This is a genomic window from Cupriavidus sp. 05T42 (assembly GCF_056396345.1).
In genome coordinates this window covers 1-22,048 of record NZ_JBFTLH010000001.1, presented here as the reverse complement: position 1 = coordinate 22,048, position 22,048 = coordinate 1, and the positions used below count along the sequence as shown (strand labels likewise).

Annotated in this window: 19 protein-coding genes and 1 pseudogene; 12 read left to right on the top strand and 8 right to left on the bottom strand. The window is 69.7% G+C overall.

From position 1 onward, the window contains the following. Positions 1–34: 34 nt before the first annotated feature. The 7 genes and pseudogenes from AC1EJR_RS00100 (at position 35) to AC1EJR_RS00070 (ending at position 9,961) form a co-directional block, all read left to right on the top strand. Positions 35–1,216, top strand: a complete 1,182-nt coding sequence (locus AC1EJR_RS00100) for a glycosyltransferase family 4 protein (protein ID WP_092294394.1) — start codon at positions 35–37, stop codon at positions 1,214–1,216. 152 nt (positions 1,217–1,368) lie between these two features. Then, on the top strand, positions 1,369–2,493 hold the full coding sequence (locus AC1EJR_RS00095) for a glycosyltransferase family 4 protein (protein ID WP_255370805.1): 1,125 nt from the start codon (positions 1,369–1,371) through the stop codon (positions 2,491–2,493). Continuing rightward, positions 2,474–3,619: pseudogene (locus AC1EJR_RS00090) on the top strand (glycosyltransferase family 4 protein); the annotation flags it as partial. The gene AC1EJR_RS00095 and the pseudogene AC1EJR_RS00090, both read left to right, overlap by 20 nt. A gap of 97 nt (positions 3,620–3,716) precedes the next feature. Further along, positions 3,717–6,035 (top strand): NHL repeat-containing protein, encoded by a 2,319-nt coding sequence (locus AC1EJR_RS00085; protein WP_477146773.1) that lies wholly within the window; start codon positions 3,717–3,719, stop codon positions 6,033–6,035. Continuing rightward, positions 6,032–7,552, top strand: a complete 1,521-nt coding sequence (locus AC1EJR_RS00080; RefSeq protein WP_477146772.1) for an oligosaccharide flippase family protein — start codon at positions 6,032–6,034, stop codon at positions 7,550–7,552. Before AC1EJR_RS00085 ends, AC1EJR_RS00080 begins: the two co-directional genes overlap by 4 nt. Continuing rightward, complete coding sequence (locus AC1EJR_RS00075; protein WP_477146771.1) at positions 7,549–8,706, top strand: glycosyltransferase; 1,158 nt, start codon at positions 7,549–7,551, stop codon at positions 8,704–8,706. The genes AC1EJR_RS00080 and AC1EJR_RS00075 overlap by 4 nt, the downstream gene beginning before the upstream one ends. A 16-nt stretch (positions 8,707–8,722) precedes the next feature. Continuing rightward, positions 8,723–9,961, top strand: coding sequence for a glycosyltransferase family 4 protein (locus tag AC1EJR_RS00070; protein WP_441644630.1), 1,239 nt, complete (start codon positions 8,723–8,725; stop codon positions 9,959–9,961). A gap of 25 nt (positions 9,962–9,986) precedes the next feature. Here AC1EJR_RS00070 and AC1EJR_RS00065 read toward each other — a convergent pair whose 3' ends face one another. The 3 genes from AC1EJR_RS00065 to AC1EJR_RS00055 all read right to left on the bottom strand — a co-directional run bounded on the left by AC1EJR_RS00065 (position 9,987) and on the right by AC1EJR_RS00055 (position 13,139). Then, entirely contained in the window at positions 9,987–10,955 is a 969-nt protein-coding gene (locus AC1EJR_RS00065) for a glycosyltransferase family 2 protein (protein ID WP_092294252.1), read from the bottom strand. A gap of 167 nt (positions 10,956–11,122) precedes the next feature. Next, a complete protein-coding gene (locus tag AC1EJR_RS00060; RefSeq protein ID WP_092294254.1) occupies positions 11,123–12,013 on the bottom strand; it encodes a helix-turn-helix transcriptional regulator in 891 nt (296 codons plus the stop codon). 820 nt (positions 12,014–12,833) lie between these two features. Continuing rightward, on the bottom strand, positions 12,834–13,139 hold the full coding sequence (locus AC1EJR_RS00055) for a YXWGXW repeat-containing protein (RefSeq protein ID WP_092294256.1): 306 nt from the start codon (positions 13,137–13,139) through the stop codon (positions 12,834–12,836). 716 nt (positions 13,140–13,855) lie between these two features. On the opposite strand from AC1EJR_RS00055, the gene AC1EJR_RS00050 reads away from it, so the two are divergent. From AC1EJR_RS00050 to AC1EJR_RS00040, 3 genes are all read left to right on the top strand, one after another. Then, positions 13,856–13,993, top strand: coding sequence for a hypothetical protein (locus AC1EJR_RS00050; RefSeq protein WP_177219904.1), 138 nt, complete (start codon positions 13,856–13,858; stop codon positions 13,991–13,993). 51 nt (positions 13,994–14,044) lie between these two features. Further along, a complete protein-coding gene (gene cynS / locus AC1EJR_RS00045; RefSeq protein WP_092294258.1) occupies positions 14,045–14,488 on the top strand; it encodes a cyanase in 444 nt (147 codons plus the stop codon). A gap of 123 nt (positions 14,489–14,611) precedes the next feature. Then, positions 14,612–15,295, top strand: a complete 684-nt coding sequence (locus tag AC1EJR_RS00040) for a class I SAM-dependent methyltransferase (RefSeq protein ID WP_477146770.1) — start codon at positions 14,612–14,614, stop codon at positions 15,293–15,295. Positions 15,296–15,312: 17 nt separating this feature from the next. Here the strand turns inward: AC1EJR_RS00040 and AC1EJR_RS00035 are convergent, their stop codons facing one another. Beyond that, on the bottom strand, positions 15,313–15,477 hold the full coding sequence (locus AC1EJR_RS00035) for a hypothetical protein (RefSeq protein ID WP_477146769.1): 165 nt from the start codon (positions 15,475–15,477) through the stop codon (positions 15,313–15,315). Between the two features lie 317 nt (positions 15,478–15,794). Here AC1EJR_RS00035 and AC1EJR_RS00030 point away from each other — a divergent pair, with 317 nt between their 5' ends. Continuing rightward, complete coding sequence (locus AC1EJR_RS00030) at positions 15,795–16,541, top strand: phosphoribosyltransferase (RefSeq protein WP_477146768.1); 747 nt, start codon at positions 15,795–15,797, stop codon at positions 16,539–16,541. Here AC1EJR_RS00030 and AC1EJR_RS00025 read toward each other — a convergent pair. The 4 genes from AC1EJR_RS00025 to AC1EJR_RS00010 all read right to left on the bottom strand — a co-directional run bounded on the left by AC1EJR_RS00025 (position 16,476) and on the right by AC1EJR_RS00010 (position 20,320). Next, positions 16,476–17,000 (bottom strand): LeuD/DmdB family oxidoreductase small subunit, encoded by a 525-nt coding sequence (locus AC1EJR_RS00025; RefSeq protein WP_477113102.1) that lies wholly within the window; start codon positions 16,998–17,000, stop codon positions 16,476–16,478. The genes AC1EJR_RS00030 and AC1EJR_RS00025 overlap by 66 nt on opposite strands. Before the next feature lie 65 nt (positions 17,001–17,065). After that, a complete protein-coding gene (locus AC1EJR_RS00020) occupies positions 17,066–18,388 on the bottom strand; it encodes a 3-isopropylmalate dehydratase large subunit (protein ID WP_477113101.1) in 1,323 nt (440 codons plus the stop codon). After that, complete coding sequence (locus AC1EJR_RS00015) at positions 18,385–19,458, bottom strand: tripartite tricarboxylate transporter substrate binding protein (protein WP_369823416.1); 1,074 nt, start codon at positions 19,456–19,458, stop codon at positions 18,385–18,387. Before AC1EJR_RS00015 ends, AC1EJR_RS00020 begins: the two co-directional genes overlap by 4 nt. 82 nt (positions 19,459–19,540) lie before the next feature. Continuing rightward, positions 19,541–20,320: a GntR family transcriptional regulator gene (locus AC1EJR_RS00010; protein ID WP_477146767.1), complete on the bottom strand. Its 780-nt coding sequence runs from the start codon at positions 20,318–20,320 to the stop codon at positions 19,541–19,543. Positions 20,321–21,014: 694 nt separating this feature from the next. Here AC1EJR_RS00010 and AC1EJR_RS00005 point away from each other — a divergent pair. Further along, the coding region (locus AC1EJR_RS00005) for a hypothetical protein (RefSeq protein WP_477146766.1) at positions 21,015–22,048 on the top strand (1,034 nt) is incomplete at its 3' end.

The following is a 22,048-nucleotide window of genomic DNA, read 5'->3' as shown; positions in this document are numbered from 1 at the left end:
CACAGGGGCCTCGGCAGTGTCGGCCGTGCCGCCGCTGCGTGTCGCCATCGTCACGCACGTGGTGGACCGCAACGACGGGCAGGGCCGCGTGAACCACGAGATCGTGGCGGCGGCGCTGGCGGCGGGCTGCGAGGTGACGCTCGTGGCCAGCCAGGTGGCGGCGATGTGGCGCGAGCATCCGCGTGTGCGCTGGCACGCCGTGCCCGAGGCGCGGCTGCCCACGGCGCTGCTGCGCTACCAGGCCTTCGCCGTGGCGAGTGGCTGGTGGCTGGCGCGGCACCGCCGGCAGTTCGACATCGTCCACGTGAACGGCTTCATCACCTGGGCCCATGCCGATGTGAACACGGCGCACTTCGTGCACCACGGCTGGCTCCATTCCGGCTACTACCCCTACCGCCTGCGCGACGGCGCGCGCGCCGCCTACCAATGGGCCTACACGCGGCTCAACGCCCGGCTGGAGCGCATGGCGTTCCGCCGCGCGCGGGCGGTGGTGGCGGTGTCGCCGCGCATCGTGGCGGAACTGCGGGCGACCGGCGTGCCGGTGGACGGCATCGAGGTCATCCCGAACGGCGTGGATACCGCCGAGTTCGCCCCGGGCAAGGTCTGCCGCGCGCGCTTCCGGCTGCCGGTGGGCGTGCCGCTGCTGCTGTTCGCGGGCGACCTGCGCACGCCGCGCAAGAACCTGGATACCGTGCTGGCGGCGCTCGCCCAGGTGCCGGAGCCCGTGGCGCTGGCCGTGGCCGGCAACGCCGAAGGCAGCCCCTATCCGCAGCGCGCCCGCGAACTCGGGCTGGCTGACCGCGTGCACTTCCTCGGCCATGTGGCCGACATGCCCACGCTGATGCGCAGCTGCGACGCGCTGGTGTTTCCGTCGCGGTACGAGCCGATGGGGCTTGTGGTGCTCGAGGCCATGGCCAGCGGCATGGCCGTGCTGACCGCGCGCTCCACGGGCGCGGCTGGACTGGTGCCGGATGGCGCCGGCATCGTGATCGACGACCCCGACGACGCCGTGGCGCTGGCCGCCGCGATCCGCCACTTCACGGCCGACCCCGGTGCGCTGCGGCGCATGGGGCAGGTCGGCCGCGCCGCGATGCTGGCGCAGGGCTGGGACGCGATGGGCCAGCACTACCTGCAGCTCTACCGCCGCCTGGCCGTGCGGCCCGTACCCATCCGATCACAGGAATCCGACATGACGCTGAAGGGAGAGACCCGATGACCGCACGACTGGCGATTGGCGACCTGACTGCACCGCATCATCCCCCTGGCGCGCTGCGCGTGCAGCCGGGCGCGAACGACGCCGGCCCCGAGACGCTGGCGGCACAACTCGCGCAAGCCGCGCGCCCGCCGCTGTCCGCGTTCCAGATCGGCATGCACTGGTTTCCCGAGCGCGCGGGCGGGCTGGACCGCATGTACCACGCGCTGACCGGCGCGCTGCCGGCAGCCGGGGTGGAGGTGCGCGGCATGCTGGCCGGCTCCGGCGCGGCGGCGGCCGACACCCATGGCGCCATCAAGGCGTTCGCGCCGGCCGACGCGAGCGTGCCGATGCGGCTGCTGCGTGCGCGCCGGACGCTGCGCGCGATGCTGGCGCAGGAGAAGCCCGATGTCATCGCCTCGCATTTTGCCCTCTACACCTTGCCCGGGCTGGACCTGATCCGCGACTACCCGACCGTGATGCATTTCCACGGCCCCTGGGCCGCCGAGAACCAGGCCGAGGGCGTGGCGGACGCGGCCAGCCGCATCCAGCATCGCGTGGAGGCTGCCGTCTATGCGCGCTGCCGGCTCCATATCGTGCTGTCGATGGCCTTCGGCCGCGTGCTGCAAACGCGCTACGGCGTGGACCCGGCGCGGATCCGCATCGTGCCGGGCTGTGTCGATGCGGCGCGCTTCAACGTGCCGATGGACCGCCGCGCCGCGCGCCAGGCGCTGAACCTGCCGACCGATCGCCCGATTGTGCTGACGCTGCGCCGGCTGGTACGGCGCATGGGGCTGGAGGATCTGATCGATGCGATGGCGAGCGTGCGCCGGAGCGTGCCGGATGCGCTGCTGCTGATCGTCGGGCGCGGCACGCTCGATACCGAACTGCGCGAGCGCGTCGCCGCCATCGGCCTGCAGGATCACGTGCGGCTGCTTGGCGCGCTGCCGGATGCCCAGTTGCCGCTGATCTACCGCGCGGCGGACGTGAGCGTGGTGCCCACGCTCTCGCTGGAGGGATTCGGGCTGACCACGGTGGAATCGCTGGCGGCCGGCACGCCGGTGCTGGTAACGCCCGTGGGCGGGCTGCCCGAGGCCGTGCGCGACCTGTCCGAGGCGCTGGTGCTGCCGTCCAGCGGCATGAGCGCGCTGGCGGCCGGCCTGACCGATGCGCTGCGCGGCAACCTGCGGCTGCCGGACGCCTACGCGTGCCGCCGCTACGTGCGCGAGCGCTTCGACGTGCCGGTCATCGCGGCGAAGGTGGCCCAGGTGTACCGCGAGGCGGTCAATCAATGCGAATGAACAGGCCAGCAGGATCGAGGGAGTAAAGATGAAAGTTGCAGTGGTCCATGACTGGCTGGTGGCCTACGCCGGCGCCGAACGGGTGCTCGAGCAGATCCTGCGCTGCTATCCCGAGGCGGACGTGTTCAGCCTGATCGACTTCGCCGAGGAACGCGCCTTCCTGCAGGGGCGGCCCGTCACCACCTCGTTCATCCAGCGGCTGCCGTTCGCGCGCACGCGCTATCGCGGCTATCTGCCGCTGATGCCACTCGCCATCGAGCAGCTCGACGTGTCCGGCTACGACCTGGTGATCTCCAGCTCGCACGCGGTGGCCAAGGGCGTGCTGACCGGCCCCGACCAGCTCCATATCAGCTACGTCCACACGCCGATCCGCTATGCGTGGGACCTCCAGCATCAGTACCTGCGCGAGAGCAACCTCCAATACGGGCTGCGCTCGGTGCTGGCGCGGCTGCTGCTGCACTACATCCGCAACTGGGACGCCCGCACGCGCGATGGCGTGGACCACTACATCGCCAACTCCGCGTTCGTGGCGCGGCGCATCCGCAAGATCTACGGCCGCCATGCCAGCGTGATCCATCCGCCCGTGGACGTGGAAGCCTTCGTTCCCGGCGGCCCGCGCGAGGACTACTACGTCACGGTGTCGCGGCTGGTGCCGTACAAGCGCGTGCCGCTGATCGCCGAGGCCTTCGCGAAGATGCCGGACCGCAAGTTGATCATCGTCGGCACCGGCCCGGAGCTGGACAAGGTGCGCCAGGCGGCGGGGCCCAATGTGCAGGTGATGGGCCACCTGCCGTTCGAGGCCATGCGCCGCACCATGCAGCACGCCCGGGCCTTCCTGTTCGCGGCCGAGGAGGACTTCGGCATCTCGGTGGTGGAGGCGCAGGCCTGCGGCACGCCGGTCATCGCCTATGGCCGGGGCGGCGCGCTGGAGACGGTGCGCGACGAGAAAAGCGCCATGCCCACCGGGCTGTTCTTTGCCGAACAGACCGTGCCGGCGATTATCGACGCCGTGGAGCGCTTCGAGCGCCAGCCCGAACTGTTCCGCCCCGAGTACTGCCGGCTCAACGCCGAGCAGTTTTCGGCCGACCAGTTCCGCGAGGCGCTGCTGGGCTTCGTGGCGCGGGCGCGGGCCATCGCCGCCGGGGGGAAGTCGTCCGGCGGGGGCGACGATGCCTCCCAGCCCGTGCGCGATGACCAGCTCGACGGCTTTGCGGGGTGGCGCGATGGCTGATGCGCACCGGGTGCCGCCCGCGTGCGTGCCCCGGCCAGGCCAGACGCGTTTCGGTCCCTGTCTCGGTTCCTTCCTCGCCACGCTGGGGCTGATCGTCCTGCTGCTGCTGTGCACACCAGTGGGCGCGGTGGGGCTCGACTACCGCACGTCCTGGGTCGGCAATACGCTGGGGTTCGGCAATGGCCGCTGGGTGCCCAACGCCGTGGAGGACATCGCCGTCACGCCGGAGGGTGTGGTGGTGACCAACACCGAGTGGGACGAGGCCGGCGGCGAGATCACGCTCATCCGCGACGGCAAGGTCGATGGCGTGGGCGACCACACCCACGGCTGGGGCAACTTCGGCGGCGACGMGATCGCCGTGGGCGACGGCTACGCCTTTACGGCGGCGCGCATCGAGAATGCCGGCGGCAAGCTGGCCAACCGGCCCGGCTATCCCGAGAAGAACACGGTCTGGTTCGGCCTGATGCGGCGCGAACTCGACCACCTGTCGCGCGGCGCGCCGTTCGAGGGCGGGGTGGGCAATGCCGACGACGTGAACCCAAGCCCGGTGCTGAACAGCTTCCTGCGTATCACCGCCGTGCGCGAGGGCGAGGACGCCGCCGTGCGCGGGCTGGCGGTGCAGAACAACGTGCTCTATGCGGCCACGCCGCTGCGCAACCGCATCGACCGCTTCGACACGCGCACCATGCGCCGGCTGGGCACCTGGGAGGCCGAGCAGCCGGGCAAGATGGCGCCGGACGGCGCCGGCAACCTGTGGGTGATCCTGCGCACGGCGGGCACGCAGGGCCGGCAGGTGGTGCGTTTCGATGCCGACGGCAAGCGCACCGCGCAGGTGCCGCTGCCGGCCGGCACCCTGCCGGTGGACATCGCCGTGGGCGTGGACGGCCGCCTGCTGATCGCCGACAACGGCCCGAACCAGAACCTGCTCTGGTTCCAGGTGGAGGGCAACACCGTGACCCCGGCGGGCGAGCTGGGCGAGCGCGGCGGCGCCTACAGCACCCGCAACGGCGCGCGCGCGGGCAGCGTGGGACCGCTGCGCTTCCAGGGCCTGACCAGCGTGGGCCTGGATCGCAAGGGCAATATCTACGTGGCGATGAGCGGCATGGGCCCGCGCCCGGTGGGCCATCGCCCCTACCATTTCGGCGCCGTGCTCGAAAGCTACACGCCGGACGCCAAGCCGCGCTGGCGGTTGGAGGGCCTGCTGTTCCTCGACACCGTGCATGTCGATCCGGGCGACCCCGGCTGGGCCTACACCGGCACCCGGCGCTTCCGGCTCGACTTCGACCACATGGACCCCGGCAGCGAGTGGCGCTACACCGGCATCACGCAGGACCCGTTCCGCTACCCGCAGGACGCCGCCTTCGCGGCGGGCCCCGAGGGGCGCGGCTTTCCGCTGATGCGGCGCATCCAGGGCCGGCTGTTCGGCTTCTTCACGGACCGCCACGCCAAGTACCTCAAGATCTATCGCTTCGATCCGGCCCGCTCGGAACTGGCCGTGCCGGCCGGGTTCATCTCGACCCGGCGCATCGAAGGCAACTGGCCGCCGTTCCAGCCGCCATCGGGCGAATGGATCTGGCACGACGACAACGGCGATTCCCGCTTCCAGGCCAACGAGTTCGAGCGCAACAGCGGCCGCGACGCCCCCGCCATGCAGGCCTGGTGGGTGGACGACCGGGGCGACGTCTGGGCCGGCTCCTACGACCAGGGCATCCGCCGCTTCCGCCTGCGCGGGCTGGACCGCCAGGGCAATCCCGACTACAGCTTCGACACCGTGGAGCGCGAGCCGATGCCGGCGCCGTTCACCAAGGTGCAGCGCCTGCAATATTTCCCGGAGACCGACACCATGTACCTGACCGGCGCCACGGCCGCCAAGCCCTATGACCCCGGCCAGTGGGACTCGATCGGGCGCGTGGTGGCGCGCTACGACAACTGGCGCGGCACCAGCCGCAACACCGTGCGCAAGCCGCGCTACGTGGTGGAGCTGGACAGCCTGCCGGGCCGCCGCCCGACGCAGGGCATCGAGGGCATCGCCGTGGCCGGCGACTACATGTTCCTGGTCGAGGCCGAAAAGGCCCATGTGCGGGTGCTGGAGAACCGCACCGGCCGGCATATCGGCGTGATGACGCCGGGCGGCGAGGTCGGCAACGAGAGCGGCTGGGTCGATGTGCCGATGGGCATCACCGCGCTGCGTCGCCCCAATGGCGAGTATGTGGTCTTCGTCGAGGAAGACGCGCGCGGCAAGAACCTGATGTACCGGTGGCGCCCGGCGGCGGTGGCGGCGGCATCGGCCGGGGAGGCGAAACGGCCATGATGGACGTCACCCTGCGGCGCAACCTGCTGATCAACCTGACCGGGCTCGCCCTGCCGACGCTGGTGTCGCTGGTCACCGTGCCGCTCTATATCAAGGTGCTGGGCGTGGACCGCTTCGGCGTGATGACGCTGGTCTGGGTGCTGGTGGGCTATTTCACGCTGTGCGACTTCGGCATCAGCCTGGCCGGCGAGAAGCGCATCGCCCGCGCGCTGGCCGTCGCCGACCGCACCGACATCGCCCTGACGTTCTGGAGCGCGCTCTGGACCAGCCTGGTCACCGGGCTGATCGGCGCGGTGATCCTGTGGGGCGTGGCCGGCGCCTATTTCCACTGGGCCACGCACGCGCCCGAGGCGCTGCTGAACGAGGTGACGCGGGCGCTGCCGTGGATCGCGCTGTCGATCCCGGTCGGCAACGTGGCGCTGGTGTTCGCCGGGGCCATCAGCGCAGCAGAGCGCTTCTCGGTCTTCAACATCAACCAGACCATCGGCACGGTGATGTTCCAGGTGCTGCCGGTGACGGCGGCGTTCGTGTTCGCGCCAACCCTGCAGGTGGCGCTGTGTACGGCGGTGATCGCCCGGGCCATCAGTGCGCTGATGCTGGGCGTGGCGGCGGTGCGGGTGCTGGAGATCGACACCGTCCAGCGGGCCCAGCGCGCCTGCGTGCGCGCCCTGTTCGGCTACGGCCGCTGGCTGCAGCTGACCGTGGCGGCCAACATGATCGGCGAGTCGCTGGACCGCGTGGTGGTCGGCGCGCTCCAGCCGCCGCGCTTCGTCACGTACTACGCGGTGCCGCAGAACCTGGTGTCCCGGCTGAACCTGCTCTCGGGTGCGCTCTCGCGCACGCTGTTCCCGCGCCTGGCCGCCGCCCCGCGCGAGGAGGCGGTGGAGATCGCCCATCACGCGCTCGGCTTTCTCCAGACGTTGCTCACGCCGGTGACGATTGGCGCGCTGTTCGTGCTGGAGCCGTTCCTGCGCTCGTGGGTGGGGCAGGAGCTGTCGTCCAGCTCGGGCGAGATCGGCCGGATCATGATCCTGGGTGTGTGGCTTGGCGGACAGACGACCGTGGCGCGCAACCTCATGCTGGCCCAAGGCAAGGAGGCGGGTGTGGCGCACGTGTCGCTGCTGCTGCTGCCGGCGTTTGCGCTGCTGCTGTGGGGCGGGGTCTACGTGTTCGGCATCCAGGGTGCGGTGATGGCGGTGCTGGTGCGCGKGGTGGCCGAGTATGCGGCGCTGCTGCGGCTCTGCGGCATGCGCGCAAGGCCGCTGGTGCATGAGATGGCGCCGCACCTGGTGTTCGTCTCGCTGGCGCTGCTGCTGGCATCGCACGTGGACGGCTGGCTCCCTTGCCTGGCGGCGGGCACGGCGCTCGCCCTTTGCAACATGGGATGGTCGCTGCACAGCTCGGCTACGTTCCGGGATGTGGCGAAGTCGGCCTGGCGGCGCGTGTCGCCGCGCCCCACGCCCGATGGCGCGGCACCGGATGTCGCCGCGCCCGCTAACCACGAAGGGAAGACATGAGGATCCTTCACCTGGCCAACCACGCCCGCGATGTCGGCAACGGCATCGTGAACGTCATGGTGGACCTGGCGGTGGCGCAGGCCGCGGCCGGGCACGCGGTCACCATCGCCTCCGCCGAATGCGGGTTTGGCGAACTGCTGGCCGGCTMGGGCGTGCGGCACGTGACACTGGCGCAGCGCAAGCCGCTCGCGCTGCCGCTGGCGGTGCGCGAACTGCGCCGTCTGACGCGGGAGACCACGCCGGACATCGTCCACGCGCATATGGTGTCCGGGGCGCTGGTCGGCGCGCTGGCGCGCCGCGCGGGCGGCGGGCGCTACGCGCTGGTGACCACGGTCCATAACGAATTCCAGCGCAGCTCGGACCTGATGCGCCTGGGCGACCGCGTGGTGGCCGTCAGCGGCGCCGTGGCGGCGTCGATGATCGGGCGCGGCATTCCGGCGGACAAGATTCGCGTGGTGCGCAACGGCACCATCGGCTCGGCCCGGCTGGCGCGCCTGCCGGCGGCACGAAAGACGCTGGCAGGGCCGTCGATCGTCACGGTATCCGGCCTCTACGCGCGCAAGGGCGTGCTCGATCTGATCGATGCCTTCGCCGATGTGCACCGCGCCGTGCCGGGCGCGCAGCTCTATCTGGTCGGCAACGGCCCGGACCGCGCCGCCTGCGTGCAGCTGGCGGAGGATCTGGGCGTCAGCGACGCCGTGCACCTGCCCGGCTTCGCGCGCGACCCCCGGCCGTGGATGCGGGCCGCCGACGTATTCGTGCTGGCCTCGCACTCGGAGTCGTTCCCGCTGGTGCTGAGCGAAGCCCGCGAGGCGGGCTGCGCCATCGTCGCCACGGCGGTGGGTGGCGTGCCCGAGGCGCTCGGCTACGGCGCGGCGGGCCTGATCGTGCCGGCCCAGCGGCCCCGCCTGCTGGGCGAGGCGCTGTCGAGCCTGCTGCGCGACCGCGACACGCTCGACGGCTGGCGCGCGCGCGCCGCACAGGACATCGACTGGCTGCGCGTGGACCGCGTGGAGCGCGACTACGGCGCCATCTACACCGAATTGCTGGCCGAGCAGTTGGCGGAGGCGCGACCGCCCCAGCACGCCCCCCATGCCCCCCTTCCCGTCGCCGGCGTGACCGAGCCCGCCAAGGAGCTTGCGCGCCATGGCTGAACAGGACCCCCCACGTATGCTGCACGTAGACCTGCTGGCCCATGGCGCCAGGACGGGCAACCATCAGCCGTCGCCTGCACGGCGCGTGCTGTTCGTCGACCAGAGCGGTGAGATCGGCGGTGCGCAGCTCAGCCTGCTCGACATCGCGCGGCATCGCCGGCATGACAGCGAGGTGGTGCTGCTCGCCGACGGCCCGTTCCGCGAGCGCCTGGCCGCGCAGGGCGTGGTGGTGCGCGTGGAGGCGAGCGACGCCGTGGCGGCGCTGCGCCAGCGCGGATTCGGCGCGAGCGCGCTGCGCGGCCTGCTGGCGCTGCCCTCCCTGGTGCGGCGTGTGGCCCGGCGTGCGGCTGGCGCGGACGTGGTCTACGCCAACACGCAGCGCGCCATGGCGGTCTGCGTGCTCGGCAAGTGGCTGCATCGCCGCCCGGTGGTCTGGCACCTGCGCGATATCGTCGATGACAGCTTTTTCGGCGGCACGCAGTTACTGGCGATCCGCTGGCTGTCGCGCGGGCTMTCGCGCGTGGTGGCCAACTCGCAGGCCAGCGCGGACGCGTTCCGCAGGCTGGCGGGCGAAGGCGTGCCGGTGGACGTGGTGCATAACGGCATCGATCCCGCGCCGTTCGACGCCGCGCTGCAGCGCGACCGCATGGCGCTGCGCGTGGCGAACGGCCTGCCCGCCCGGGGCCTGGTGGTCGGCCTGTTCGGCCGGCTGACGTCCTGGAAGGGCCATCGCGTGCTGATGGATGCGGTGTCGCGCATGCCCGACACCACCATGGTCGTGGTGGGCGGGGCGCTGTTCGGCGAGCACGCCTACGAGGCGTCGCTGCGCGAGCGCGCGGCGCAGCCGGACCTGGCGGGGCGCGTCCATTTCACCGGCTTCCGGGCCGATGTGGCCGAACTCATGCACTGCATGGACGTGGTGGTGCATGCCTCGACCCGCGCCGAGCCATTCGGCCGTGTGGTGGTGGAGGGCATGCTGGCGGCGCGCCCGGTGGTGGCGACGGCGGCCGGCGGTGTCACCGAGATCGTCGACGATGGCGAGACCGGCATCCTGATCCCCTGCGACGATGCCCCGGCGCTCGCGGCGGCCCTGACCCGGCTGGCTGACGCCGCCGAGCGCGACCGGATGGGCGTCCGCGCCCGCGCGGCAGCGGTGGCGCGCTTCTCCCCCCAGGCCATGCTCACGGCCGTGGACCGCATCGTGGCCGACGTGGCACGCCGAGACGGCGTGGCGCAGGACGCGCCCGCCGTCTGACTTCCTTCCTGACTAATTAGATAGATCAGCGTGGCGTGATGGTTGCCGAACCGGTTGCCGAACCGGTCACCGAGTCGGCGGTTATCGGCGTCACGCCGCCGGTGGTGCCCGCGCCGCGCGCGTGCCGGTGGATGTAGCCGCAGGCCAGCCGCGTGGTGCGCCACGCCTCAGCCACGCCGCGCAGCCCCTGCTGGCGCACGTTGTGGGCCAGGTTGTGGGACACGGCCGCCATCAGGAACACCGCGGCCTTGGCCGGGCGGCGTTCGCTCCAGCCATAGCGCTTGAACGTGGTGTAGATGCGCGAGGCGTGCAGGAACGGCCGGTAGTAGTCGCGGTTGGCTGGCGACGGGAAATGATGATTGGCCGCGCTGGCCAGCCATTCGATGCGGAAGTTGTGCTTGAACACCGCCCGGCTGGCCAGGTCGATCTCGTCGTAGCCATAGACCAGCTGCTCGTCGAAGGCCACGTGTTCGAACAGCTCGCGCGGAAACACGGTGCTGTTGATCACGATCGAGTACATGCGCTCGCCGCAGCGGTAGTTGTGCTGCTGGAAGCCGAGGAAGGCGCCCTTGTGCGGMCGGACGCGCTCGCCGTGGCAGACCTCGGTGCCGGTCAGGATCAGCCGGTTGGCGGGCCCGCCGGCGGCCACGTGGTGCACGTGGTCGTCGAGCAGCCGTTCGGCCATCTGCTGGAGGAAGGTCTCGCCCAGCGTGGCGTCATCGTCGATAAACAGCACGTGCGTGCCCGTGGCGGCAGCCAGGGCGCGGTTGCGGTTGGCGCAGAGGCCGCGGCGCGGCCCTTCGACGTAGGTGATGGCCGGGAACTCGCCCAGCATCATGTCGCGCGTGCGGTAATCCGTGCTGTCGTCGGAGACGATCAGCTGGTGCACGGGCGTCGTGGAGGTCTGGACCGATTGCAACGCGCGGCGCAGGTCGTCGGGCCGGTTTCGCGTGCAGATGCACAGCGAGAACGTCGGCAGGAAGCTGGCTGACATGGCGATTTCTCCCGTCGGGCTGGTGCCCGTATCGTCGTTTGCAGCCTGTGCGGCTGTCTTCGTCAGTCTGGGAGGCGCGGCCACCGGGGTCTGTACGCTCGCTCACTCACTCCCCGGCTCCCGCGCCTGCGCGCGGGGAGCCCCGGGGAGGGGGGAGCAAACGCGGCTCAGATGCCGGGCTGCGTGGGGAAGGACGCCTCGCGCCGTACCGCCGGCGCCGCGCGCGTGGCGCGCTCGTCGCCGCTGACCCAGTCCAGCGTGGCGCCGCGTTGCAGCGCGGCGTAGACCGCTTCGCCCTTGTTCTTGACCTTCAGGCGCTGGTACAGCGTGCAGGCGTGGCTCTTCACCGTGGCCACCGAGATATTGAGCATGCGGCTGACCGTCTTGATCGGATAGCCGCGTGCCAGCAGCACCAGCACCTCGTACTGGCGCGGCGTGATCTTGAGCATCTCGGCTTCGTCGTAGCTCGGTTCGTCCTCGGTCAGCGGCTGGGCCGTGGCACGCAGGGCGCCCATTGCGGCGCGGGGCGTGGCGGCGCAGGCGGCCAGCGCGTGCGGATCGGTCTGCACCGTGGCGGTCAGCGGCAGCGGCGCAGCCGAAGCCAGCGACAGCGTGGCCGGCAGCGCCGAACGCGAGGCGGCCGGGGCGGTCGCCACGGCGGCCGGCAGGGCATCGCCCGCGAACATCAGGCCCTGCACGCTGGAGATGGCGAGCCGGATGGCGGCTTCGATCACGGCCAGCGAGGCCGATTTCGGCAGGCAGCCGCAGATACCCCGCGCGGCGTCAGCTGTGGGCGCATGCAGCGGCAGCTGGTCGGACAGCACCAGGATGCGTTGCGGCGCAAGCCGTTCGCGCGCCAGTTCCAGTTGTGTCCAGCCGGCGAACTCGTCGGCTGGCATACCGAAGACCAGCAGGTCGGCATTGCGGTGTGGGGTGTCCAGTTTGCCGATGTCGGCTGGCGCAAGCGCCAGTACATGTCCGGATTCCTGGATGGTTTCGAGCATCTGCAACAGCCCGAGGCGGAGCAGTGGATGCTCCTCGATCAGCAAGGCGTTCATTATTCTTCACTCCCCGTTGGCGGGTGAGCTGCGGGCGCTTTGCGTAAGGGAATATCACCGGCAGGGCGGCCACCCATGACAGATGCCGCGAAGACCGCTTGAACCCCGTGCTTCCGTGTCAGTCGATGTCCAGTTGTGAGATTGGACTTTGCCGCGCGACCGGAAGGTTGACCCGAACCCTAACCCGAAAAAATCTCGCTCCTAAATTCGGCTTAAATTCATCTTATGGGCTGGTTCATCCGAAAGCAAGCGGGTGGAATTCAGCGTCTGCTGAGGTGGAATGAAAACGAACTCATAATCCGTTGCTAAACCGAGCCACCCCTCATGCGTTTGGGCGGCGATGTTCGCCAAACGCCATCTGGCACAGGCTGGCCGCCCGGTTGCAGGCCTGATACAGGCGGTCCCGAATATGTTTCACCACTGCAACCATATTGAATAAAAGACACACGATAAATGGAAAAAGCTCACCCGACTGGGGGGTATGGCATTAACGAAAGTCTGCTTTATGCGCCAGTTTTGCAACCATTACAAAATGACTGGCGGATGGCGGCAGGAGCAGTTCTCCTTTCGTGGGGAGTCTCGTGGCCTAGTGCAAAAGGATGAGAGTGAAATCCCACCTCCGGAGGAAAGTAATCGAGGGTGTTAAGGGGGCGGCGCCCGGCTTGCCACCCACCTTCGTGGGGATACACCCCACCTCCCGGGGGAGGGCTGAAAGCCCAATGGACCGATTGCCGGAATAGGAAAAGGAAGGGAAACGAAAAGGAAACGGGCCGGACCACATGCCCATGGTCCGGCCCGTTTCCTTATTCAATGGCTACGCTTAGCGCGCCCAATACCCTGGACGCCTCACCCAGCCGCGGGGGCTCTGCACCCAGCGGTCCGGCACATAGCGGTAGCCGGGGCGCGCCGCCTGGTAATAGCCGCCGCGCCAGGCGTAGTTGCCCTGCACGCGGTCGTAGTGGCCGGGCACCCAGACCTTGCCGGGCCGCGGCGCCGGGCGCACTTCATGGCGCGGCGGCGGCGGGCGGTCGTCGTAGCCATTGCCATGGGCCTGGGCGGGCGACATCAGCCCGAAGGCACTCCCGGCGGCAAGGACAGCGGCGGCAAGCATCAGTTGGCGTTTCATGGTGGTTCTCCTTCTACCGGGTCATCCGGTCGGGCAAAGCAAGCTGCGGGATTGGGTTTGTTCGATGAAGTCCGACGCCGTGGCCGATCAATAGCGGCCGCGGTCGTGGTAGTGGTAATGGCCGCCGCGCGGCGGCACGACGATGCAGGCCGAAAGCAGGGCGCTCGTGGTGGCCAGCAAAAGGGTCAGGGCGATGGCGCGTTTCATGTGGGACTCCGTATGCGATTCGCTCGGTGGCGGTTCGCGTTGAACACGGCTTCACTGTAGCGACGCACCCCCGCCCCGCGCGGTTGCACTTGTAAGGCAGTCTTCGCGCCGGATGCGGCGAAAACGCCTCCCAATCGGCTTGGCCCATCGCCCGCCAGCCCTTGTCGGATAAGGCTTTGCGGCGAAGTGACGCCTACGCCCGCGGCGGGGCTGGCCGCAAGGCCCAGGGTAATGTGGCGTTACATCGGAAATGTCTGCTGCAAAGATTTGCCACGGGGGCAGCGCTGTCCTGATCCATTGACGTCGCCACGCTTCGCGCAGAAACGGGTACGCTTCAGCCTGTGCGCCCCGCACGGCGGGCTTCCCCGCAACGGTGCGCACCCCGCGCCGACGCCCTCGCCGGTCTCCGAAAACGCCCCACGGTGCGTCATCGGCAGCCGATTCCGGGGCCGCGCGCGTGGCACGAAGCTTGCGCCAGTCTGTTCGCCGTATTCCCGAGGGAGGACGTCATGCCGGTCATGTTCATCGTGCTGATCCTGCAGGCGCTCGAAGGCCTGAGCCCGCTGTCGGTGCCGCGTTTCGCGCGGATGCAGTTCGAAGACAGGGGCGATGCCGTCGCGGTCATGGAGCGCTCCAGCGTGCCGTGACCCCATCCGCCGTTCTCTCCCGGGCCAATGCCAAATACCAACGGAGGGAACATGAATCGCAGTGACGTGACCGATCTGATCATCGAAGCCAAGGTCAGGCGCGGGATTTCCTGGGCGCAGGTGGCCGAGCGCGTGGGCAAGAGCAAGGAATGGACGACGGCCGCGTGCCTGGGCCAGATGGTGTTCGACGAAGCCGGCGCGCGCGCCGTGATGGAGATCTTCGACCTCCCCGCCGAAGCCGAGCCGTGGCTGCGTACCGTGCCCTACAAGGGCTCCCTGCCCACCCAGGTCCCCACCGACCCGCTGATCTACCGCTTCTACGAGCTGGTCAGCGTCTACGGCACCACTTTCAAGGCGCTGATCCATGAGGAATTTGGCGACGGCATCATGAGTGCCATCGACTTCCGCATGGACCTCCAGCGCGAAGCGGACCCCAACGGGGACCGCGTCCGGATCGAGATGTCCGGCAAGTTCCTGCCCTACAAGACGTATTGAAGGGCGCCGGGGCGGGCAGGCCGCCCCGGCATTTCCGTGTGTCGGATCGCACAGAGKCCGCGCGCCTCCCCTCGCCAGAATGCAGGAAACCGCCATGCGGCAACCCAGGGGGAGACACGGGCCATGCAGATCACTTACGACAAGCAGACCATCAACGCGTCCAACCCGCTGGCACGTTTTGCGCACCGGAGCCGGATCGCGCTGGGCCTCGGCATGGTGTCCGCCCGCTGCCCGCACGGCGGCACGGTGGTGGACTTCGGCGCGGGGCCGGGGTTGTTCCTGCACCGGCTTGGCCAGGCGCGGCCTGACCTGTCGCTGGCCGGACTCGACCCCTACAAGACCCCGGACTACCCCGAGATCCGCTATCTGGCCGAAATGGACGCCCAGCCCGCTGACTCGGTGGACATGCTGACCGCGTTCGAAGTCTGCGAGCACCTCTATGCGGACGAGGTCGACACCTTCCTCGACGACGCCCTGCGCATCCTGCGCCCCAGCGGCACGCTGATCATCTCGGTGCCGGTGATGTATGGCGTCGCCATCGTGCCGAAGCTGCTCAACGGCATGGTCAGCGAGCGCACGTTACGCATGGATCACACGCCGGGCGAGGCACTGCGGGCGCTGATGGGGTTGCCGGTCACGCGGCCGGACAATCCCCGCCATACCCACAAGGGTTTCGACTTCCGCAAGCTGCGCKCGCAGGTGAGCACGCGCTTCGACGTGGAAGCCGAATCCACCAGCCCGCTGCGTCAGCTGCCGTGGTGGCTCAGTTCGCAAGTCTTCATGATCTGCCGGCCACGCGAGGCCTAGGGCCCCGGAGGCTGGCTTCAGCCGAAGAACTCGTTGTAGTAGCGCGTGCAATGGCCCGATTGGCGGAAGGTGTAGGGCAGTTCCGCCATGGCGKCTGCGTCGAGCKAGCCGAAGGGGATGTCGAGGTCCAGGTCGTGCTGGGCGGTCTGGTCGTCGGTGCGGGAAGTCTGTTGCGGATTCACGGTAACGCTCGCTCAAGTCAATGGCGCGTTCTGGGCGCCGGGGTCTGGAAGTTCGACGGGCGGGATCGCCGCCACGGGTTGAATCCTACGCAAGCAATGCGTATCGATCATCGGGGCGCGCCTCAAAACACTATTTCACGATCGCCATCAATCGTCGGGACCTATCGGGCCGATAGGGTCCACCCTTCCCCCATCACTCGCCCCAGAAAGCGCCGCCGCCTTCCCGTGACGGGTCTATAGTGGGCTGGGGAGCCGCTCCCTCGCGGCGCCTGTCCCCCTGTCCTTCCAGTCACCGCCAACGCCTGCGGGAGCACGCCATGACACTACCGCCGTGCTATGCCGACCGCCGCGAGGCGGGCACCTATCTGGGCCGGGATCTCGCCGAACGCGGGATGGGCCATACCGATGATGGCCAGCCGGCGCTCGTGCTGGCGCTGCCGCGCGGTGGCGTACCCGTGGCTTTCGAGGTGGCGCGCGCGCTGGACGGCGCGCTGGACGTGCTGCTGGTGCGCAAGATCGGCGCCGCCGGCTACCCGGAACTGGCGCTGGGCGCGGTGGTGGAGGGCGATGCCAGCGGCGGCGAGCCGCATACCGTGGTCAATKACGATCCGTGGGCGCAGCGTTCGGTGGAGTCCGGCGCCTTCGATGCCGAGCGCGGCCGCCAGCTCAACGAGATCTGCCGGCGCCAGCAGCGTTATCGCGGCGGGCACGCCGTGACGGCGATGCAGGGGCGGCAGGTGATCGTCGTCGATGACGGCGTGGCCACCGGCGCCACCATGCGCGCGGCCCTGCACGCGGTGCGGGCCGCCGGCGCGGCGCKGGTCGTGGCGGCCACCCCGGTCGGGGCKGCGGACGGGCTCGATTCGCTGCGCGAAGTGGCCGACGAAGTGGTGTGCCTGAAGACCCCGGACAGTTTCGGCGCCGTGGGCGCCTTCTACCTCGACTTCACGCAGACCAGTGACGAAGAGGCGCTGACCCTGCTGCGTGAGGCGCAGTTGTCAGCGATCACCGCCGCGGGCAGCCAGCCGGGCCTTCAGGTGCGGCACCAGCCCACCCGCCCGTAGCAGCGCGCGCAGGAAGTCCGGCATCGGCTCGCACGCCAGGTGCGTGCCGTCTTCGAGCCGGATACGCGCGCCGTCCAGATCCAGCGTGGCGCGCGCGCCATCGGCCAGTAGCGCCGCCTCGGCGCACACCATCACCGGCAGGCCAAGATTGAGCGCGTTGCGATAGAACAGTCCCGCGAAGGATGGCGCGATGACGGCCGCCACGCCGAGGTGGCGCAGCGCCTGCGGGGCCTGCTCGCGCGACGACCCCATGCCGAAGTTGCTGCCGGCCACGACAAGGTCGCCGGGGCGCACCGAGGCCGGAAACTCCGGCCGCAGCGAGGCCAGGGAATGCTGGGCGAGCACGTCGATGCCGGCCTTCATATAGGTGCCGGGCGCCATGGCGTCAGTATCGACATCATCGCCAAAGCGCCAGATCCGGCCGGCTTGCGGCAGGGGGAATTCGGGGGCGGGGGGCATGTAACGCGTTGTCTGTCTCTTTCTGGTTTTTATGGGGATGCTACGGATGATGCGGGTGCAGCGAGTCAGGCGAGCAGCGTGCGGGGATCGGTAATGCACCCGGTCACCGCGCTGGCAGCTACGGTCATCGGGGAGCCCAGCCAGACTTCGCTGCCGGCATCGCCCATGCGTCCCGCGAAGTTGCGCGCGGTGGAGGCGATGGCGTGGCTGCCGGCCGGGAAGCGGCTCGCGCCATAGCCGGCACAGGCGTTGCAGGCGTTGGGCAGCAGCGCGGCGCCGGCATCGGTCAACACTTGCAGCGTGCCTTCGCGCGCGGCCTGTTCCTGGTCACGCAGGGAGGCCGGGGCCACGCGCAGCGACACGCCGGGCGCCACCTTGCGCCCGCGCAGCACGCTGGCCGCCATGCGCAGGTCCTCGAGCTTGGCGCCGGTGCAAGCGCCCAGGTAGGCAATCTCCACCGGCTGGCCGGCGCTGACTTCCACCGGCGCGCTGTTGGCCGGCGAATGCGGCGCGGCCACCTGCGGCGCGAGCGTACTGGCATCGAAACAATGGGTGGTCAGGACCGGCGCACCGGCGTCGCTGCGCCAGTGGCGGGTGTCGATGGCGGCCAGCGCGGCGGCATCCACGCCGGCTTCGGCCAGCCATGCGAGCGTGGTGGCGTCCGGCGCAACCAGCCCGGTCTGCGCGCCCAGTTCGGTACTCATATTGCACAGCGTCATGCGTTCCTGCATCGGCAGGGCGGTGACGGCGGCGCCGGTGTACTCGATGGCCTCGTAGTGGCCGCCGGCCATGCCGAGCTGCGCGCACAGGAACAGCATCATGTCCTTGGCGCAGACGCCGGTGCCCAGCGCGCCGCGCCAGTCGATGCGGATGGTCTGCGGCACGCGCAGCCAGATCTCGCCGGTGGCCAGCACGCCGGCCATCTCGGTGGCGCCGATGCCGAACATATAGGCGCCGAACGCGCCGCCGGTGGGCGTGTGGCTGTCGCCGCCGACGATGAAGCGGCCCGGCAGCACGTGGCCCTGCTCGGGCAGCACCACGTGGCAGATGCCCTGGCCATCGATAAAGTTCGAAATGCCGGCCTCGCGGACCCAGTCGCGCGTAAATTGGACGATGGCCTCGGCGTCGGGGTCGGCGGCCGGCACGTAGTGGTCGGTCACCACCACGAAGCGCGTGGGATCCCACACCTTGACGCCCAGCTCGCGCAGCAACGGTGCCACGCGGCGCGGGCCGCTGGAGTCGTGCGCCATCGCCAGATCGACCTTGCACATCACCACCGTGCCGGGCGTGACGTGCGCCACGCCGGCGGCCCGGGCGACCAGCTTCTGCGCCAGCGTGGCCGGCGGGGCGGCGGGGGGCTCGGCGGCGTGGCCGCTCGGCAGCGTCATTCCGGCTGGGCTCCCGAGTACTTGACCACGGTGGCCCAGCGCTTCACGTCCTGCTTGACGAAGGTGGCGAAGGCGTCCGGCGCCATCGCGCTCGGCTGGGCGCCGTCGTTCTCGAGCCGCTTGCGCACCGCTGGCGATTCCAGCCCGTGGCGCGCGGCCTGATACAGCGCCTGGGTCACCTCCGGCGGCAGGTTGGCCGGCCCGAACAGGCCGAACCACGCGCTGGACTCGAAACCCTTCACCGTCGCGCCAATCGGCTGCGCGCCCGGGAACTGGGGCAGCGGCGCGGGGCTGGTCACGCCCAGCACCTTGAGCTTGCCCGCCTTCACGTGCTGGGCGACGTTGAGCGTGCTGGCGAACATCAGGTCCACCTGCCCGGCGAGCAGGTCCGTGATGGCCGGCGTGGTGCCCTTGTAGGGGATGTTGACGATATAGGTGCCGGTCATCATCTTGAACATGTCACCGGCCAGATGCACCGACGAGCCAACCGAGCCGATGCCGAAATTGAGCTTGCCCGGCTCGGACTTGGCCAGCCGGATCAGTTCGGGGATGTTGTTGGCCGGCAGTTTCGGCGTGGCCACCAGCACGCTCGGCACCGTGGCCACCAGCGTGATCGGCGTGAAATCCTGGATCGGATCGAACGGCAGCTTCTTGTAGAGCGTGGCGTTGATGGTATGGCTGGTGAAGCTCATCAGCAGCGTGCTGCCATCGGCCGCGCTCTTGGCCACCATGTCCGCCGCGATGTTGCCGCCGGCGCCGGGACGGTTCTCCACCACCACCGGCTGGTCCAGCGACTGCGACATTTCCTGGGCGATGGTGCGCGCGAGGGTGTCCGTGGTGCCGCCGGCCGGCGCACCCACGAGGATGCGGATCGGCTTGCCGCCGGCTACCGCGGCGTGCGCGCCGGCGGGCAGCACGAGTGCCACGCACAGCGCCGCCGAGGCCGAAGCCATCAGCGCGGCGGGAAGGTGTTGGAACAGACGGTGGAAGGGGCGAAGAACAGCAGCGCGGGCGGGCGGACAGGCAGGCGGACAAGCGAGCTGGTGCGCGCGCGGGCGGACGACTGGCATGACGGTAGCTCCTCGACAGTGTGATCAGGAGTGCGCAGTATCGCCCGGAATCCGCCGCGCGCGGCAGTGGACAGGAGGGGGGTCAGTCGCGCAGGCCGGTGCGGGTCTCGTTTTCCACCCACACGTTGGCGCTGTCTCCGCCCATCGGCGACAGGTCCATGCGGTACTCATAGCGGTCGGGCCGGTACTGGCCCAGCAGCAGCTGCACCGGGCGGCCCGCCTTGTCGAGCACCACGCGGCGCACGGCCAGCAGCGCGCCGCCCACGGGGACGTCGAGCAGCGGGGCCACCACCACGTCGGCCAGGCGCGCGGTCAGCACCTGGCTGGCGCGGCCCAGTTCCACCCCGGCGGCCTCCAGCAGGCGCAGGATCGGCGTGCCTTCCAGATCCTTGCGTTGCAGCGGGCGGCCCAGGTCCACGGGCAGGTAGACGGTGATATGCGAGAGCGGACGGTCGCGGTAGTGGCGCACGCGCACGACCTTCACCACGGGGTCGCCCGGTTCGATCTTGAGCGCCTCGGCCACATCGGGGGTGGCGTGCACTTCGTCGATCGAGATCACCTTGACGGCGGTCTTCTCGCCCATGTCGATGATGTTGCCGAGCAGGCTGGTGGTGCGCTCTTCGGTGGCGGCCGGCTTCACCGGATGCGGGTTCACGAAGGTCMCCAGGCCACGATGACGCCGCACGAGACCTTCCTGCACCAGGCGGTCGAACACGCGGCGCATGGTCACGCGGGAGGCGTGAAACTGCTTGGCGAGGTCGATCTCGCCCGGCAGCGGGCCCTGCCCGAAACGGCCTTCCACGATCTGCTGGCGGAGGACTACGTAAATCTGGTGATACAGGGGAACGACGGCTTCACTCATGGTTTCCCTTGCGGATGCGCTGACAAGTCCTAGACGAGACTAATGTACGTTAAATCAGACATAGAGCCTAGCATGAAACAGGCTGGCGGCGCTCTGAGCACTCCGTACGCCCGCATTTGTTGCGGTCCCGCATCGCCGGCGCGGCGCGCGCAAGAAAGGCCCGCCGCCGGGCGGGATTCCCTCTGAAAGCCGGTGCTCACGTCGCACTGGCGCCGGGGCGCGGGGTAGGGTGCCTATCAGGGATTGCAATTCTTGACATATCAGGCACTTCGCACAGGCCATGTGATTGCGTAGCGGTCACCTCGGCCCGGCTGTTTCACCGCCGTAACGGGCCGCAGCGTTGCGGGGTTCCCCTAGGCGTCGCGCCAAGCCACTGAAAAATCACGGTTTTTTCGCAATTGCACGGGGCCCCCACGCAGCCATGCGGCTGGCGGTGTCTCAACGGTGTGACATGTCTACTGCGGTTCACAGCATCGCAGCATCGCCGGCGATGGGTGGCCGCTAGAAAAGTTCCCGGTCACCGGTTGGTAGCCCTTGTATTTCAACGGATTACACGGCGCGGGGCGCCCGCTGGCACTGTTTGTGCGCAAGGGGAGGCTGGTCTGGTCCCGTGCCGGACCTGAACCTCCAGCCGATGTTCTCGAGAGCGCCGGCCGGAGGCTGAGCCGCAGCACAAACTTCCTGGGAGCATCGTATGAAAAAGACATTACTGGCGTMGGCGATCACATTGGCCTTCTTTGGTAGCCAGGCCTATGCGAACCCGACAACCAACAACGACTCGGGCGAGGGCGACAACACGCAGACCGCCACCGCAACTTCCACCCAAGGCGATGGCGCCAACGCCAACGAAAATTCCACTGCGACTCAGGACAACAGCACCACTACCACCAACAGGACTTCGAACAGGACCGCCACGCTGACGCTCAACAAGACGTCCACCCGCGTCAGCACCCGCGTTCGCCAGAGCGTGGATGGCTACGGTAATGCCGCGGCGGCCAATGGCGGCACGGCCACGTCGTCGATCGCCAACTCCTTCAACTCGACCAAGGCCATCGCCGTCAGCCGACTCAGCGGCACGGTGTCCGGCAATACCATCAGCAACATCGGCAACTATGCCACCAACAGCGGCAATGCCAATGGCGCTACGGGTGGTGCAGGCGGCCGTGGGGTTGGCGGGACCGGCGAAGGCGGCAGCGGCGGCAATGGCGGCAACGGCGGCAATAGCGGCAATGGCGGCTCGGGCGGTTCGGGCGGCAGCGCCACCAACGGCAGCGCCAACAACGGCAGTGCCACCAATGGCAGCGCCACGGCAGGCAATGGCGGTCGTGGCGGCAACGCCAGCGGCAGCGCCGGTGATGGCGGCAACGCCCGCGCGAGCGGCGGCAGCTCCCTCAGCGCCAGCCTTGGCGTGGGTGGCCGTGGCGGCTCGGCCCTTGCGGGTGCTGGCGGCGGCTACAGCGGCGCGATTGGCGGCGACGGTGGCCGTGGCGGTGGCGCACTGGGCGCCGGCGGCAGCGCACTGGGCGCTGGCGGCGGGGCACTGGGMGCAGCCGCGGCACTGGGCGGCAGCAGCGGTGCCGGCAGCGCGGCCAGAGAGCGCGGCGATGGCGCTGGTGGCTCCAGCACGGCCACGGCCGGCGCAGGCGGCACGGGCACGACCGGTGCGGTATCGGCKAGCGGTGGTGCCGGTAGCGGCACGGGCGGCTCGGGTTCGGGMACGGGCGGCGC

Excerpts from the sequence above, each read along its gene's own strand:
- AC1EJR_RS00095 (WP_255370805.1), top strand. The coding sequence starts at position 1,369 with ATGCACTGGTTTCCCGAGCGCGCGGGCGGGCTGGACCGCATGTACCAC.
- AC1EJR_RS00060 (WP_092294254.1), bottom strand. The coding sequence starts at position 12,013 with ATGAACGCCTTGCTGATCGAGGAGCATCCACTGCTCCGCCTCGGGCTG.
- AC1EJR_RS00055 (WP_092294256.1), bottom strand. The coding sequence starts at position 13,139 with ATGAAACGCCAACTGATGCTTGCCGCCGCTGTCCTTGCCGCCGGGAGT.
- AC1EJR_RS00050 (WP_177219904.1), top strand. The coding sequence starts at position 13,856 with ATGCCGGTCATGTTCATCGTGCTGATCCTGCAGGCGCTCGAAGGCCTG.
- cynS (WP_092294258.1), top strand. The coding sequence starts at position 14,045 with ATGAATCGCAGTGACGTGACCGATCTGATCATCGAAGCCAAGGTCAGG.
- AC1EJR_RS00025 (WP_477113102.1), bottom strand. The coding sequence starts at position 17,000 with ATGCCCCCCGCCCCCGAATTCCCCCTGCCGCAAGCCGGCCGGATCTGG.
- AC1EJR_RS00020 (WP_477113101.1), bottom strand. The coding sequence starts at position 18,388 with ATGACGCTGCCGAGCGGCCACGCCGCCGAGCCCCCCGCCGCCCCGCCG.
- AC1EJR_RS00015 (WP_369823416.1), bottom strand. The coding sequence starts at position 19,458 with ATGCCAGTCGTCCGCCCGCGCGCGCACCAGCTCGCTTGTCCGCCTGCC.